The sequence below is a fragment of the Peptoniphilus harei genome, from assembly GCF_016726485.1.
Classification (GTDB): Bacteria; Bacillota; Clostridia; order Tissierellales; family Peptoniphilaceae; genus Peptoniphilus_A; species Peptoniphilus_A harei.
The window spans coordinates 229,596-245,411 of sequence record NZ_CP068103.1; the positions used below are offsets into that span (position 1 = coordinate 229,596).

Here is a 15,816-nt window from a genome sequence, read left to right on the forward strand (position 1 = left end):
AATTTATTTTAAAATTTGGAATTCGTTCATGGAAATTTTTTCTATAATTCCCTTAAGTTCCAATTTTGTCAGTAGCTTATTTATATAAAATACCTCATTATTTAAATTTATGCAAATATCATTTGTGTTATTTATCCCCTTTTCAATGAGATTATAGACTGCTCTTTCTTCCAAATCTAATTCAATTTCTTCTTCTTTTTCTTTTTTGTCCAAAATCCCTGGATAAAAATCTAAGATATCTTTTATCTCTATTAAGGGAATTGCTCCGTCACGAATCAGCTTATTCGTTCCTACAGAATAGATAGAAGTAATATTGCCTGGGACTGCAAAGACTTCTCTTCCTTGTTCTGCAGCTAACCTTGCAGTAATGAGGCTGCCAGACTTGTCTTTGGCCTCAACAACTACGACAGTCTTTGAAAGTCCAGAAATTATCCTGTTCCTCATGGGAAAGGTAAACTTGTTGGCCTCAGTTCCCAAGGGGAACTCACTAATGACGGCTCCCTTCTCAGAAATTTCTTCATAGAGCGCCTTGTTTGACTTTGGATAGATTACATCAATCCCTGTCCCCAAGACTGCAATTGTATTTAAATTATTTAAAAGAGCCCTCCTGTGAGACAAGGTGTCAATGCCGTAGGCCATGCCACTTACAATTGTGAAGTCATAATACCTCAAATCATCAATAATCTTATTTACAGCCATATTCCCATAAGATGAGTGGGACCTTGCCCCAACAAAGGCAATGGGATTATAAATATTTAAATTTCCTCTAACATAAAGGAGAGAAGGTGGATTTTCGATGTACCTTAGTTCATCAGGATAGTCTTCGTCGAGGATTGTCACTATGTGAACACCAATTGAGTCAATTTTCTCCCTAATCTTTTCTATTATAAGGTCAAAGTCTTTAGCTCTCTTATCTAACCTATTGGCACTTCTTTCTGAAAGTACTTTTTCTTCCAAATAATTAACCTTATAAAAATCTTCAAGGGGAATATTTTTATCGATTAGATAATCCAAAACTTTCAAAGAATTTTGACTGGAAAAATTTATTGCATTTAAAAAAATAAGTAAATCTCTTTCATCCATTGGATCCTCCTAGTTGCCCCAGAACTTCTTGTCCATAGTCCTATACTGGATACTTTCAAGTACGTGATCTTCTTTTATATTTTCACAACCATCCATGTCGGCAATGGTCCTTGCAATCTTTAAAATTTTATTGTAAGTCCTTGCACTCATTCCATATTTTTTAAAGGCAAGCTCTAAAATTTTTTCAGAATTATTGTCTAATGCACAGTATCTTTTTAATTTATTTTCAGGAATTTCAGAGTTGTATTTAAAAGTCTCATCCCTAAACCTGTCCTTTTGAAGTTCTCTAACATACTTGACCCTGTTTCTTATAGCTTCAGAAGATTCTCCAGACCTTTCGGAAGAAATATCCTTGTAATTAACTTCAGGTACCTCAAGATGGATGTCAATCCTATCCAAAAGTGGATGAGAAATTTTTGAAAGATATCTTTGGATTTCATAAGGCGAGCAAGTACACTCATGAGTCTTGGAATTATGGTAACCACAAGGACAAGGGTTTAAGGCAACAACAAGCTGGAAGTCTGCTGGATACTTAACATTTGCATTAGCACGAGATATTATTATGTCCTTAGACTCCATTGGCTGACGCAAAACTTCTAAGACTGACTTTGAGAACTCTGGTAATTCATCTAGGAACAAGACCCCCTTATGGGCAAGAGAAATTTCTCCCGGCTTTGGAATTCTTCCTCCACCTATCAATGAAACTGCTGATGCTGTGTGGTGGGGTGACCTAAAGGGTGGTTTCGTTATAAGTGAGTTGTCGTCTAAGAGTCCTGATATAGAATAAATTTTTGTAACTTCAATGGCTTCTTCAAAGTCTAGCTCTGGCAAGATTGTTGGAAATCTTTTTGCAGCCATAGTCTTTCCTGAACCTGGTGAGCCTAAAATTAAAATATTTGACTTTGCAGATGCCGAAATTTCTAGAGCCCTCTTCAAGTTTTCTTGACCTTTTATATCAGAAAAATCCATGTCATAAGAAACCTTTTCCCTTTTTAAACTTCCCATGCATCTTTCAATTTGAATCTCTCCCCTTATAAAAGACACAACTTCTTCCAAGGTCTTCACAGGATAAATTTCTACATCAGATACTATGGCACATTCCTTGCGATTTTCATAGGGAACGATAAATTTTCTGTAGCCCTTCTCCCTCATGGATATGACCATGGGAAGGGCACCCTGGATTTTATTTACCTTTCCATCAAGGGCAAGCTCCCCCATGTAGACATAGGGTGAGTAGTCCATCTCAAGGCTTTCATCACAACTTAAAAGGCTCACTGCAATAGCTAGGTCAAGTTGAGTTCCATCCTTTCTAAGATTGGCAGGAGCTAAATTTATTGTAATCCTCTTTTTTGGAAAGTCGTATCCAGAATTTTTTATTGCCGACTTTACCCTCTCTGTTGATTCTTTTACAGCTGTATCTGCAAGTCCAACTAGGATAATTTTTGGCATTCCATTTGATAAGTCTACTTCTACGTCAACTGGATATCCATTGAGTCCAGTCAAGGTACAAGTTTTTGTGCAAGAGTACATAAGACCTCCTTATCTATTTATGTAAATTACTTTTATTTTCTTAATTATATTTTATCAGAAAACCTTTACAAATTCTAAAGTAATTAAAAAAAGTCAGGCCTTCATACCTGACTTCATTTCATTTTAAAAATTATTTTTCAACTGTAACTATTACTTCCTTATCAACTCTTTTTGAAAGTTCTTGATAATGCTTAGTCATTTCCTTGTTCCTATAGTCTACTTGAGCATCCCTTGGAACTCCTTCAGCAGTTTTAATTGTCCCTTTGGAATTTATAAGTTTGTAAAGACCGTCATACATAACATAATCGCCCTTTTTTTGCTCAAATTGTTCGTAATACTTAATACATCCTCCAAAAGTTTTATTACCTGATTGGACAATTTTTTTGTCTAATATAAAGTAACCTGGTCTCCAAGTTGACTTCTCAACTACAAGTTCCTTCATAAGATCATTAGGAATCTTAATTGTTACCTTTGGATTTCCAAAAGTGAAAGTAGTGAAGGCTTCCTTAATAGGAGCAGCTTTTGGTGTGCTTTCTTTTGTTTTTTCAACTGGCTTAGTTTTCTCTGTGCTATCTTCTACTTTGTTAATATTTTTCACATCAAATTTTGGAAAAATATTATTTGTTGGAAGAGCAACTGATTCTTGGAAAATTTTAAGAGTCTCATCGCTTCCCTTAAGGCTTGGATCAAACTTCTTTAGACTTTTATCTGAGAACTCGTACCTAGCTAGGACTTTGCCATTTTCTTGGTAAAGGTTAAGAGCTGGGAATATAGCTCTTTCTTCTTCTGTACCAATTGAACCAACAAGTCCATTCATTGTTCTCTTCTTATAAAGTCCCTTGTCATAAAAGTTTACAAGACCTTCTGCTGCTGACTCTTCAATAAAAATATTATTTTCAAAATTATCTTTTACATAAAGAGTGAAACCATACTTGGAAAAATCTAACTTTTTAAGATTTGAATAGTCTATATTTCTTGTGTTAAGTCCATTTCCAATATAAACTGCACCATCATTTGGATTCCAGCTAATAGGTTTGTTAAGAGATTCTCCAACATAACGAATTGGAACATAAGTACTGTCCTTGTAAAGAATTGGAGCCACATCCATTGTCTTCTTAAGTCCATTGACTTCAAGATTTTTGCTTTTAACATTCATTCCAACTTCTTGACCATTTCCCTTGATTGTAATATTGCGAGTAGTATGATCGTAAGTTACATCAAATCCCAAAGTTTCACTTACAAATCTTAGGGGTACATAGGTACGACTGTTTGATATAAATCCATAAAATTTTGAGTCACCCTTGTAGGCAGTCTCACAATCTGCACCATCAATTACAAGTGGTGTGTCAAAGTTGTAGGCATAGACATTGGCACTTAAAGTTAGGACCAAGGCAAGCCCAAGTAATAATTTTTTAAATCCTTTCATAAGTATCCTCCTTAACTTAAAAAATATAATATCTGTAATTAATATCTTATCATATTAAAGAGAAACTTATAAAAGAATGGACAAAATAGATTTTTTATTTCTTGTTACTATTCTAAAAAATAAAAACCTCTCCACTAGTTTACTAGCAAAGAGGTTTAAATTTTATCTTACTTTTATAAATTTATTAAATTACAAAATTTCCTTCTTTAAAGATTTGAACTTGCTCTCCATTTTCTTTTACCCCAATGATTTCTGTTGTTTCGTCTCCCACCATGAAATCAACGTGAGTTAGGGAATCATTCATTCCCCTTTCCTTTAACTCTTCTATAGAAAGTTTTTCTCCACCTTCAAGACAAGTTGGGTAAGACTTACCTAGGGCAAAGTGGCAGGATGCATTTTCATCATAAAGTGTGTTGTAGAAAAGAACCTTTCTCATGGAAATTGGTGTGTTGTAAGAAACTAGGGCAACTTCTCCCAGTCTCTTTGCTCCCTCATCAGTTTCTAAAATATTTTTTAAATATTCCTTTCCAGCTTTTGCGTCATAATCAACAACAAGTCCATCTTTAAAAACTAGGTAAAAGTCTTTTATTAAATTTCCATTGTAGTTAAGTGGCATTGTTGAATAAACTTTTCCATTAACTCCATCAAGTCTTGGAGCAGAGAAAACTTCTTCACTTGGCATGTTTGCTATGAATTCTTCTCCATCAGAATTTATATCTCCTGCTCCTGCAAAGATGTAGCCCTTTGGAAGTCCAACTTCAAGGTCAGTTCCCTTTTGAGACTTGTAAATTAATTTTTCGAACTTAGCATCATTTAAGAACTTGCTGTATCTGTTTAAGTTATCCACGTGATCTTCTAAGGCTTTTTCTGGATCATCTTCAAAAAGTCTAACTGAATTAAAGATTTCAAACCAAAGTCTTCTAACAGCTTCGCCTTCTTCAAGGTCTGGAAAAACTTTTGTAGCCCAAGATGGGATACTTGCTCCCACAACAATCCAAGAAACATAGTTAGCCATCATCTTTGCAGAGAAATCTCTTAAGGCCTTAGAGTTTGCAAGGTTAGACTGGAATAGTTTTTCAGAATCTACTCCCTTAAAGGCATCTGGGTCTGAACCTGTAACTGAAAGATACTTTGCCTTTTTTTCCATGTAGTAGTTTTCCTTGTCAACCTTGTGTTTAGGAATGTCTGTTAAGACATCGATGCTTTCATTTTCATACTTAAGTCTTGAAATAAGTTGGTCTCTGTAGTCAACTACAACTTCGCCGGCACCTAGTTCGTAAGCTTTTTTTGTACATTTAATAGCAAAGTCCCTAGCTTCAATGGGACATCTAACAACAAGCTTGTCCCCATCTTTAATCTTTAAACCAATCTTTAAAATTAGTTCTGCGTATTTTTCTATATAGTCATCGACTTTAAAATTTTTATAGTCCATTTAATCATCCCTTCAATTTATAAATTTATTTAAAATTAATATACAACAAATTATTATAAGATGCAAAAAAAGATACTACCCTCACGGAGTAGCATCTTTAAATCAAACTTATTTAGAATATTTCTTTGCTAAGAAGTCCTTGGCAACTTGTGGGAAAAGTGCGTAAGTCAATACGTCTTCATCACATCTTGCAAGGTCCCCAATTTCTGCCTTGTACTTGTCAAAAGCTGGTTCTAAGTGGTTAGCAGGTCTGTCAGTAATAACTTCTGCATCACCAATTATAGATTTTCTAAAAGCTTCGTCAACTTCCACTGGAGTCTTTCCATAAAGTCCCTTTAGATAATCCTTGATTTCATTTGGAACCATCTTGTATCTCTTGCCAGTCATAACGTTAAAGGAAGCTTGTGTACCAACCATTTGACTCATTGGAGTAACAAGTGGTGGGAAGCCCATGTCTCTTCTAACATTTGGAACTTCTGCAAGAACCTTGTCGAATAAGTGGTCTTGCTTAGCTGCAGAAAGTTGAGAGCTTAGGTTTGAAAGCATTCCACCAGGAACTTGGTAAATTAGTCCCTTTGGATCAACTGTAAGCATTTTAACCCTCATTGTTCCGTCGTTAAGATATTTATTCTTAACTTCTTGGAAGTAAGGTGCAAGTTCATTTAGAATGTCTAGGTCAAGGTCAACATCGTATCCTGCTTCTTTTAAAATAAGAGCAAGAGTTTCTGTTGGTGGTTGACTTGTTCCACCTGAGAAAGGAGAAATTGCTGTGTCAATAATATCAGCACCTTCTTCGATTCCCTTTAGGTAAGTCATAGATCCACAACCAGTTGTTTCGTGAGTGTGAAGTTCTATTGGAATGTCAATTACCTTTCTCATTGACCTAACTAGGTCTCTTGAAACAGGTGGAGTTAGAATTCCAGCCATGTCCTTGATGGCAATGGAGTCTGCTCCCATTTCTTGAACCTTCTTTGCAAGGTCAGTGAAGTATTCAATAGTGTGAACTTCTGATGTCGTATAACAAATTGCAACTTGAGCTTCTGCTCCAGCCTTCTTTGTTGCCTTAAGAGATGTTTCAATATTTCTTACATCGTTAAGGGCATCAAAAATTCTTATTATATCAATTCCATTTTTAACAGATAGTTCAATAAATTTTTCTACGATGTCATCTGGATAGTTTTTATATCCTAAAAGGTTTTGACCTCTTAGAAGCATTTGTGTCTTAGTGTTTTTAAAATTAGACTTAATTTTTCTAAGTCTTTCCCATGGATCTTCGTCTAAATATCTTATGCAGGAGTCAAAAGTTGCTCCTCCCCAACATTCGATTGCCTTGTAGCCAACCTTGTCAAGTCTTTCTAGTGCAGGTTCCATATCCTTGTAAGTCATTCGTGTTGCCATAAGTGATTGGTGAGCGTCACGAAGAATAGTATCAACAAATTCTATTTTTTTCATAAATCCTCCTAGGTATTCTATACGTTCAGATTATTCTTATTAACTTAAGTATAACATAAATCCTTCAAATTTTTTAATACTTAAATGGGTTTTATAACAAATAATTTTTGTTGCTCTATAAAGTTTTCATTATATTTTGTAATTCTCTTTACAAAGCCATTGTCATTTAGTATAATGCTATCGGCTTATAAATTATCGCGGCGAAAATTTATAAGGAGTTTGATAAAAATGGCAAAAATGATGGATCCAAAGTTCAAGCAATCAAGAAGACTTGGACTAAATGTATGCGGTCACCCAAAGGCAATGAAAAGAGCTACAAGAGGTACTGCAAGAAGTGATAAAAAACTTACTGAATACGGTAAGCAACTTTTAGAAAAACAAAGATTAAGAGCATACTACGGTGTACTTGAAAAACAATTTGTTAATCTATTCAAAGAAGCTCAAAGAACTCAAGGCCAAACTGGTCCAAACCTTGTAATATTCCTAGAAACTAGATTAGATTCTCTATGTTACAGAATGGGCTATGCATCTTCAATTAGACAAGCAAGACAAATGGTTAGCCACGGTCACTTAACTGTAAACGGAAAGAAAGTAAACATTCCTTCTTACAGATGTCAACCTGGCGATGTTATTGCACTATCAGCTAAAGGAAGAAAAGTTGACCTATTTAAAGAAAACTACAACACTAACATTGTTGTAAACTATCCTTACATTTCTAAGGACGAAGACTTTAAGGCAACTTTAGTTTCTCTACCAAATAGAGAAGATGTTCCAATAGAAATTGAAGACCAATTAATCGTTGAATTCTATTCAAAGAACATGTAATGAAAATGAAAAAGACCCAGCCAGGGTCTTTTTTATTATTTAAAAAGTGGAGGTCAGTCCCCCACTTTTTTTATTGCAAATTTTTAATTAGATGTTTTGAAAATTTTTCATTTATTCTTTAAATATAAAAAATCCCATTAAAAAAGTCCCATGGATTTCCACGGGACCTTTATTTTTATTTAATAAATTGACTTAAGAAAATTATCACTATAACAATTGGTGATATATATTTTATACTGACATTCATCCAGGTCTTAACAAAAGGACTTTTAATGTTTGCTGCCTTAAGAACATTTTCCATCTTCCAAGCTCTTGCTGAGAAAAGAGCAATTAGTAGACAACCAATTACTAAGATATAATTACTTTCAACATTATCCAAGAAGGCAAAGGCTGGATCATAGAAAATTGATACAGCTGCAATAACAACTATTATTGCACTTGCAAGCATTAGGGCCTTGATTCTTTCTAGTTTAAATCTTTCCATAAATTGTCCTACAATTGCTTCAAGAACCCCAACAGAAGAAGTAAAGGCAGCAATATAGAAACCAAAGTAAAATAGAACTGAAAGTACTCTACCAAATGGTACAACGTTAAAAGCAAGTGGAAGAGTTAAGAATGTAAGTCCAACTCCTTCCCCTGGTGTAAGCCCTGTTGCAAAAACTATTGGAAGAATCATAAATCCAGATAAAATTCCTGCAAATACTAGGGCTAGACAAATAACTGTTGAGTCCTTAAAGATATTTTCGTCCTTTTCCTTGATGTAAGAACCAAATACCATAGACCCAAGCATGGCAAGTCCCAAGGCAAAAAAGGCCTGTCCCAAACAAGTTATAATTGAGTTAAAGGAAAATTTGGAGAAGTCTGGTTTAAATAAGAAAGTAATACCTTCTTTTGCACCAGGTAGTCTAAGTCCAAAGAAAATGATAATTATCATAATTACAAATAAAACTGGAATTAAAATCTTTGAAACTCTTTCGATTCCCTTTTGAACTCCAAGAATAATAACTGCGTTGTTAAGGACGAAGTTAACTAAGAAAAATATAAAAACTGTTGTCTTTTTAGCGTTAAAGGCATCAAAGTAAGCTTGAATTCCTTGGCTATCAAGTCCAACAAAGTCACCCATAAATGCTCCCGCTATATATTTTATTATCCATGCATAAATAACTGAAGTGTAACCTACAATTATTAGGGCAGCAAGTGTGTGTAAGTAACCAGCTAGATACCATTTTGTGTTTGGTTTTAAAGTCTTGTAAGCATCTATGGCGGCATTACCCGTTGCATAACCTATGGTAACCTCACAAGTCATTAGGGGAATTCCTATAACTAAGATAATTAAAATATACAAGAATATAAATATTGCTCCACCGTTTTCGCCAACTACGTAAGGAAACCTCCAAAGAGTTCCTATACCAAGGGCAAGGCCAATGGCAACCATAATAAATCCTAGGATTGATGAAAATCCTTCATTTTGTTTTGACATACGCTCTCTCCTTTTTTATATACTAGAAATACTAACACAAAAGCCAATTTTTTTAAATAGATTTAGTGTATTTTCCCCTTTAAAGCGACAAATTTTTTAAATTATTTATTTTTTCTTAAATTCATTCTCAATCCTATTCGTGGTATAATCTCCTTAGGTGATAATATGAAAAAAGACATTGAATATGTAAAACTTGTGACTTCAACTAATAAACTCATCTTCGATGAAATTTGTGCCTTCTTAGAAGACAACTCAATCCCATATTTTGTCAAAGACGAGGGTGACTATATGCGTCTCATCTCTGGCTTCTCTATCTATGAAAAGGGAATTTATGTATCAGAAGATGCCTTCGACGAAGCCAATGAGCTCTTGGTTTACTTTATGAATGACAACGACACAAGTGGGGACTTGTCCTTTGACTGATCTTAAATAAAAATAAAGCTGAGAATTTTTCTTTCTCAGCTTTTTTTATTGGATAAACAATTCTATTAAATTTTTATTTATGGCATTGGGATAAAATTTTATGATTTCGTAGTCCAGGTAACCTCCCAAGACTAGGGGATCATTGTCACAAAAGTCCTTGACTTCATCTCCCAAATAGATCCCTATTCCTCCACCCTCATCCCTTGGGCCAGAGATAATTAAATTCCCCACATCAACTTCATTCTCATGATAGTTTAAGTGTTCCTCAAGTAATTTTTCAAAATTTTTATCCAACTTTTTATTTTTCTTTAAGTTTCCGATTATTAAATAAGAGTTCATTTTACTTTTCCAAGAAGTCTACAATGTCCTTAAAGACTTCTTCCCTCTCTTCTTCCCTAAAAATTTCGTGCTTCATCATCTTATAAAGCTTTGATTCTATATTTTTATAGCCAACTTCTTTTAAGATATTAATAGAAGATTCAAATCCTTCCTTTCCCCCAATTACTACGTCATCTTGGCCAGCAATAAAAAGGATATCAAGGTCAGGATTTTTAAACTTGTAGTTTTTTGTGTTTTTTAATTCCCTTACACCTTCAAAGACAGCAAGGTAACCCCTGTTTTTAAAAACTGAAGGCATGTGAGGGTCTCTCTCTGCATCTTTTATATTTTCTTTAGAGTAAGACAACCAATCAAAGTGTTTTTTGTCTCCAGTATAAAGTTTTTTCATTAAATAAATTGTTCTTTGTTCTCCAAAGTAAAAGTTTATAAAATTTCCAAGAAAAATTGCAAGTGGAACTTCTGGAACATAATTTGGTGGCCCTGACAATACTAATTTTTTTATTAGATCGTCGCCCTCTTCAAGATAGATTCTTCCAAAGACAGTGCCAAGTGAGTGACCAATTAAATAAATATCAGTGCCTGGGAATTTATTTTTAAGTGCCTTTGTTATGGCCATGTTATCGTCAACAACCTTCTCCACTCCATCTATATAGCCAGTGGTGTACTTGCCTCCTGTGGACCTTCCGTGCCCCCTGTTGTCAGATATAAAGCAGGAGTATCCCCTTTCATTTAAATACTTAATCAAGTAATAGTATCTTTCCTTGTGCTCAAGAGCTCCATGGATAATTTGCACTAAGGCCTTGGGGTCTTCCACTGGAAAAAATCCTCCGTCTAAAACAAAACCATCGTAGGATTTTATTTTAACTCTTTCAAAGTTTGGAAGTTCATAAAAATCTTTCTCGTTACCAACTTCTATAAAGTCATCATTTTCCTTTTTCACAGAAATAAATTCTAAGTCACATTTTAAATCCACATCTTCATTTTGCAAAAGTTTATTGGACTTTCTATAGTGAATTTGTGGAATCAAAAAAATAATGAAAATAAGTAAGATAATAAAATAAGTCATAATTCACCTCAAGGTCATTATAACAAAATATTCAGCGACTTTGTCCTTATTAGTATTTTTATTTCAATATATTCGCAAATAAAAAGGAAAGTCTTCCTTCCTCTTTAAAATCTTATTTAATATTAATTGTAACTGTCTTATCCTTATCATCCCACTCTATATCTTGGTCTTCTCCATCGAGACTGTTACCACTTGTTAGCCCAAAGACTTGTCCCACGTTAACTAGTGGAAGATAAATTCTTCCATTAATATTAAGAGCTTTTGATTCAAGTTCTATTGTCTCGCCATTAGACAAGACAATTTTCTTGCCATCGATTTGGATAAGGGCTGTGAGTCCATCTCTTGTAAAGGAAGCTGTCCTTGTTCCCTCATTCCAAATTACTTTTGCATCTAAGATTTCTGCCAAGGCTCTAAGTGGTAAGTTGGTCCTGCCGCCTTTAATCACAGGTTTTACTTCCATGTTTTTTTCTAAAGTTTTGCCATCTTCTGTTACAGTGTAAGTTCCTGTTTTTGTATCAATTACGAATTTTTTTGAATTGACTTGTGGCTTATTTTCTTTGTAAGTAATTTTTGTTTCTACCTTGTAAGTTGGCGTCCTATGATTTCTTACATAGTATCTTGGAAAATCGTTCCAAGAGTCTAATTTATTTTCTGTCTTTTTATTGTCTTCTTCCTCATTGTCTTTAGGATTTTCTTCAGGGTCTTTGTTGTCTTTTTCTCCTTGTTTTTCTTCAGGATCTTTATCCCCTACTTCTCCTGGTTTGTCTTCAGAGTTCTTGTCTCCTTCTCCTGGTATACCTTCAGGCTCTTCCTCTTCAGGTGTCTTTTCTCTTAAGATAATTATATCTTCTGCCTTGATCAAATTACTTGATCCATCTTCGTAAATTAAAGTCACATTTCCCCTATCGTCAACTTCAATTGAAGCAACTTGAGGGTTTGCTTCCCTAACTTTTTCTTCAATTTCAGATTTTTCTGTAGGATTTATATTTTCAAGATTTTCAACCTCAGTTTTATCAGGATTTTGTACTGGAAATTCTTCTGCCATTGGAGCTAGAACTTCAATAGGAATTTCAACAATTCTTGATGATCCATCTTTAAAAGTTACTTTTACTTTTCCTTTATATGTTCCTGGACTTTTTGTGTCTATTGTGTCACTAAGGTCCTTAATTTCTGCTCCATCTGGTAGATTTTTAATATTATCCAAAAGATTTATTTGACCATGATAAGGGACTTCTTCTTTAATAATATCTTCATTATTTATTGTTGGAATCGGAGTAATTGCTCCTCCTGAAATTTTTTCTATTACTCTTACAGGAATTTCAACTTCCTTGCTTGATGTGTCAGTAAAAATTAATTTTAGAGTGGCCTTGCCTTCTCCTACTTTTGAAGTATCTGGATAAGTTTTAATTTCTATTTTATCTAAATTTTTTGGAAGATTTACAATTCCAGACTTTAATTTTTCTAGAGTCACATCTTCATCTTTATTGACTTCAATCTTCTTAACTTGAGGTGTGTAGGAATCTGCTAAGGCTTCTGAAACTTCAACTGGAATGACAACTATCCTTGATGATCCATCTTTAAAGATTACTTTTACTTTTCCAGTGTAAGTTCTTGAGATCTTAGTACTAATTGTGTCACTAATATCTTCAATCTCTGCTCCATCTGGTAAGTTTTCAATGTTGTCTAGAAGATTTATTGCTCCATTATAAGGAACTTCTTCTGTTATGATATCTGACTCCTTTATTTCTGGAACTGGAGTAATAAGAGCCGCATCAATTACATTAATTACTTTTACAGGAATTTCCACTTCCTTATTTGACGTGTCTGAAAAAATTAATTTTAAGACTGTCTTGCCTTCTCCTACTTCTGAAGTATCTACATTTCCTACAATCTCAATATCCTTAATATCTTCTGGAAGATTTACAATTCCAGTCTTTAATTTTTCTCGAGTTAATAGCTCGTCTTTATTGACTTCAATCTTCTTAACTTGAGGTGTGTAGGAATCTGCTAAGGCTTCTGAAACTTTAACTGGAATGACAACTATCCTTGATGATCCATCTTTAAAGATTACTTTTACTTTTCCAGTGTAAGTTCCTGAGATCTTAGTATTAATTGTGTCACTAATATCTTCAACTTTTGCTCCATCTGGTAGATTTTTAATATTATCTAAAAGATTTATTTGACCATTATAAGAGACTTCTTCTTTAATAATATCTTCATCATTTATTGTTGGAATCGGAGTAATTACTCCTCCTGAAAATTTTTCTATTACTCTTACAGGAATTTCAACTTCCTTGCTTGATGTGTCTGTAAAAATTAATTTTAGAGTGGCCTTGCCTTCTCCTACTTTTGAAGTATCTACATTTTCTACAATCTCAATATCTTTAATATTTTTTGGAAGATTTTTAATTCCTTCTTTTAATTTTTCTAAGGTCACATCTTGGTCTTTGTTGACTTCAATTTCTTTGACTTCTGGTATAAACTTTTCCGACTCATAATCTCTAACCCTTCTAGCAGTTAAAACTGTGTCTGAATTTATTTTGAACTCACTAAGATTATCAATTTTTTTGTATCTGTCATACCAAGCAACATCATCGTCATAGTTAATATTATTTTTATCCTTTAATATAAGGTTTTCTAAAACACTAATATTAGCTAGTGAAAGTCCATCCCTTACTGCAAATTTTTCATACGGCACACTGTTAAATGAATATCCATCCTCTACCTCTAGTTTAAGTTCATGACATCCCTCGGGAATTGGATTATTTTTTAAATCAAAATCTTTTTCTATTCCTAAGAAGTCAACTATATATTTAGCTATGAATGTTGGTCTGGATATTGAAAGTTTAGTATCATCCTTAACTACTTCATGCGAATTTTTGTCATAAGTCCAATACCAAAAGGTTTTATCTTTAGTATTCACAGTTTGTGGTTTGTAATCTCCAAATCTATAATCACCAGAATTCCACCTTATGTGAAGAACTACATTTTTTGAATTATTGACTTCTTTACAAGCATATTTTATTTGAGAATCATTAAATCTAAATCCAACACCCTTTTCTTTATTTCCACCACTTGAAAGAAATTCTACACAATAATATTCATCAGAACTATTGGTAATTTTATATCCATCTGCGTCAAGACTATCTAAATGAGAAGTACTATAAAAATAAGGCAATGGATCAAATACAGACTGAAAAATTACAGGATTGTCGATACTATATTTTTCGAATTTTAGTTTGTAATCCGCATAAAAAGGAAACTCTTTTCTCGAACCAAGTTTCCACGTTAAGAATTTATGTATCTCCTTCTTTTTTGGGTCAATCTCGTTGTTGTCAGCCTTTCTTACAAAAAGAACTTGTTTATCATTTTCTTTATAATTTTTAATTTCTCTCCAACTTGCACTTTTTAAGGCGTAGTATTCTTTACCTTTAACAACATTATTATTATAGGATATATCGTTTAAGCTTACTTCTTTCCCTTCCTTATCAAGAAGTTTTCCATATTGCATAGCTCCATCAACTTTTTTTGTTTCTGGTATAAAAATTATTTTTACATACTTATTCCTTACACTTTCATCTGGCAATGTTTCTGTCACCAAGGGAAGGTCTATCTTTTTTTCCACATCTTTTGTCTCATCAACCGGAGCTTTAATTTGCAAGTTTTGATTTATATTATTGTATGTAAAATCCTTGCCTGCTGCCCAAGTTGGACTCAGGCTGGAAGTTAAAATTGCAAGACTTGTCACAAGTGAAAATGTTTTTCTGTTCATTCTTAGCCTCCTACTTTAATCCATGTCTCTCTTGTTTATTCAAAATATAGAAAACTTTAATTTAGGAATTCGTTTTCTCTAAAAATAATTATAGCAAAGATACAGCTCTTCTTCTATAAGAAATAAAAAAGAAGCCAGTTACCTGACTCCTTAATCTAAAATTTTTATTTCACATTTAAAACCCAAAAATGAAATAAATTTTTAATAGGTGAATCTTCTAAGTTCATCCACTATCTTCTTGCTTCCAGAAATTATTCCGCCCCTTCTTTCAGAAGAGACTTCTTCTCCATACATATTGATTACTTGCCCTCCAGCTTCTCTCACTATTAAAGTTCCAGCAGCATAGTCCCAAAGATTTAAGTCGTCTTCAATAAAGGCATCATACCTTCCGCAAGCTGAGTAACACATCTCAAGGGCTGCAGACCCAATTCGTCTTATCCCATTAGTGTTCTCATAAATATATCTCATCATTTCAAAAGTCTCATCAACTCTTCCCAGTCTTCCTCCACCTGTTCCTGCACCAATTAATGAATTAGCAAATTCTTCATTGGATGAAACTTTGATTTCCTTACCATTTAATTTTGCTCCATGGTCCCTTATTGCTGAGAAAAATTCATCCCTATAAGGATCATAGACTGCTCCTATGACAAATTCAGATTTTTCCATAAGTGCAAGAGAAATAACTGAATGTTGAAAACCATGGACCAAGTTGCTTGTCCCATCAACAGGATCAAGGACCCAAGTGTAATCCTTTATATCTGCACTTGACTTGCCCTTTTCTTCTGCCAAGAGGTTGGAGCCTTCTATTAATTTTAAAAGTTCTTCCTCTAAAACTTCTTGGACCTTAAAATCAACTTCTGTTACAAAGTCATTCCTTCCCTTCATCTCAAAATTATTTTGAGGGTCTAGGTCAAAGAAAATTTTGGAGGCTTCCTTCATTAGCTTTTCTATTTCACTTAAAATTTCTTGATAATTTATCATTCTTCCT

Annotated in this window: 12 protein-coding genes; 2 read left to right on the plus strand and 10 right to left on the minus strand. The window is 33.8% G+C overall.

Annotated elements, in window-relative coordinates; genetic code table 11:
- Positions 1-3: 3 nt before the first annotated feature.
- The 5 genes from dprA to I6I93_RS01035 all read right to left on the minus strand — a co-directional run bounded on the left by dprA (position 4) and on the right by I6I93_RS01035 (position 6,923).
- Positions 4-1,083, minus strand: a complete 1,080-nt coding sequence (gene dprA / locus I6I93_RS01015; protein ID WP_112890404.1) for a DNA-processing protein DprA — start codon at positions 1,081-1,083, stop codon at positions 4-6.
- Between the two features lie 9 nt (positions 1,084-1,092).
- Positions 1,093-2,613, minus strand: coding sequence for a YifB family Mg chelatase-like AAA ATPase (locus tag I6I93_RS01020; protein WP_112890405.1), 1,521 nt, complete (start codon positions 2,611-2,613; stop codon positions 1,093-1,095).
- A gap of 130 nt (positions 2,614-2,743) precedes the next feature.
- Entirely contained in the window at positions 2,744-4,039 is a 1,296-nt protein-coding gene (locus I6I93_RS01025; RefSeq protein WP_112890406.1) for a copper amine oxidase N-terminal domain-containing protein, read from the minus strand.
- A 184-nt stretch (positions 4,040-4,223) separates the two neighbouring features.
- A complete protein-coding gene (locus tag I6I93_RS01030; RefSeq protein WP_112890407.1) occupies positions 4,224-5,471 on the minus strand; it encodes an aminopeptidase in 1,248 nt (415 codons plus the stop codon).
- A gap of 108 nt (positions 5,472-5,579) precedes the next feature.
- Positions 5,580-6,923, minus strand: a complete 1,344-nt coding sequence (locus I6I93_RS01035) for an oxaloacetate decarboxylase subunit alpha (RefSeq protein ID WP_070700105.1) — start codon at positions 6,921-6,923, stop codon at positions 5,580-5,582.
- Positions 6,924-7,151: 228 nt separating this feature from the next.
- Here I6I93_RS01035 and rpsD point away from each other — a divergent pair, with 228 nt between their 5' ends.
- Entirely contained in the window at positions 7,152-7,748 is a 597-nt protein-coding gene (rpsD, locus tag I6I93_RS01040) for a 30S ribosomal protein S4 (RefSeq protein ID WP_070700104.1), read from the plus strand.
- Between the two features lie 175 nt (positions 7,749-7,923).
- Here rpsD and I6I93_RS01045 read toward each other — a convergent pair whose 3' ends face one another.
- Positions 7,924-9,228, minus strand: coding sequence for a sodium-dependent transporter (locus tag I6I93_RS01045; protein ID WP_112890408.1), 1,305 nt, complete (start codon positions 9,226-9,228; stop codon positions 7,924-7,926).
- A 165-nt stretch (positions 9,229-9,393) separates the two neighbouring features.
- On the opposite strand from I6I93_RS01045, the gene I6I93_RS01050 reads away from it, so the two are divergent.
- Positions 9,394-9,651, plus strand: a complete 258-nt coding sequence (locus I6I93_RS01050; protein ID WP_112890409.1) for a putative signal transducing protein — start codon at positions 9,394-9,396, stop codon at positions 9,649-9,651.
- A gap of 45 nt (positions 9,652-9,696) precedes the next feature.
- On the opposite strand, the gene I6I93_RS01055 is transcribed toward I6I93_RS01050, so the two are convergent.
- The 4 genes from I6I93_RS01055 to I6I93_RS01070 form a co-directional block, all read right to left on the minus strand.
- On the minus strand, positions 9,697-9,990 hold the full coding sequence (locus I6I93_RS01055; RefSeq protein WP_112890410.1) for a YciI family protein: 294 nt from the start codon (positions 9,988-9,990) through the stop codon (positions 9,697-9,699).
- A gap of 1 nt (position 9,991) precedes the next feature.
- Positions 9,992-11,056: an alpha/beta fold hydrolase gene (locus I6I93_RS01060; protein WP_112890411.1), complete on the minus strand. Its 1,065-nt coding sequence runs from the start codon at positions 11,054-11,056 to the stop codon at positions 9,992-9,994.
- Between the two features lie 112 nt (positions 11,057-11,168).
- Entirely contained in the window at positions 11,169-14,828 is a 3,660-nt protein-coding gene (locus I6I93_RS01065) for a Rib/alpha-like domain-containing protein (protein WP_112890412.1), read from the minus strand.
- A gap of 201 nt (positions 14,829-15,029) precedes the next feature.
- Positions 15,030-15,809, minus strand: a complete 780-nt coding sequence (locus tag I6I93_RS01070; protein ID WP_112890413.1) for an inositol monophosphatase family protein — start codon at positions 15,807-15,809, stop codon at positions 15,030-15,032.
- Between the last annotated feature and the right edge of the window lie 7 nt (positions 15,810-15,816).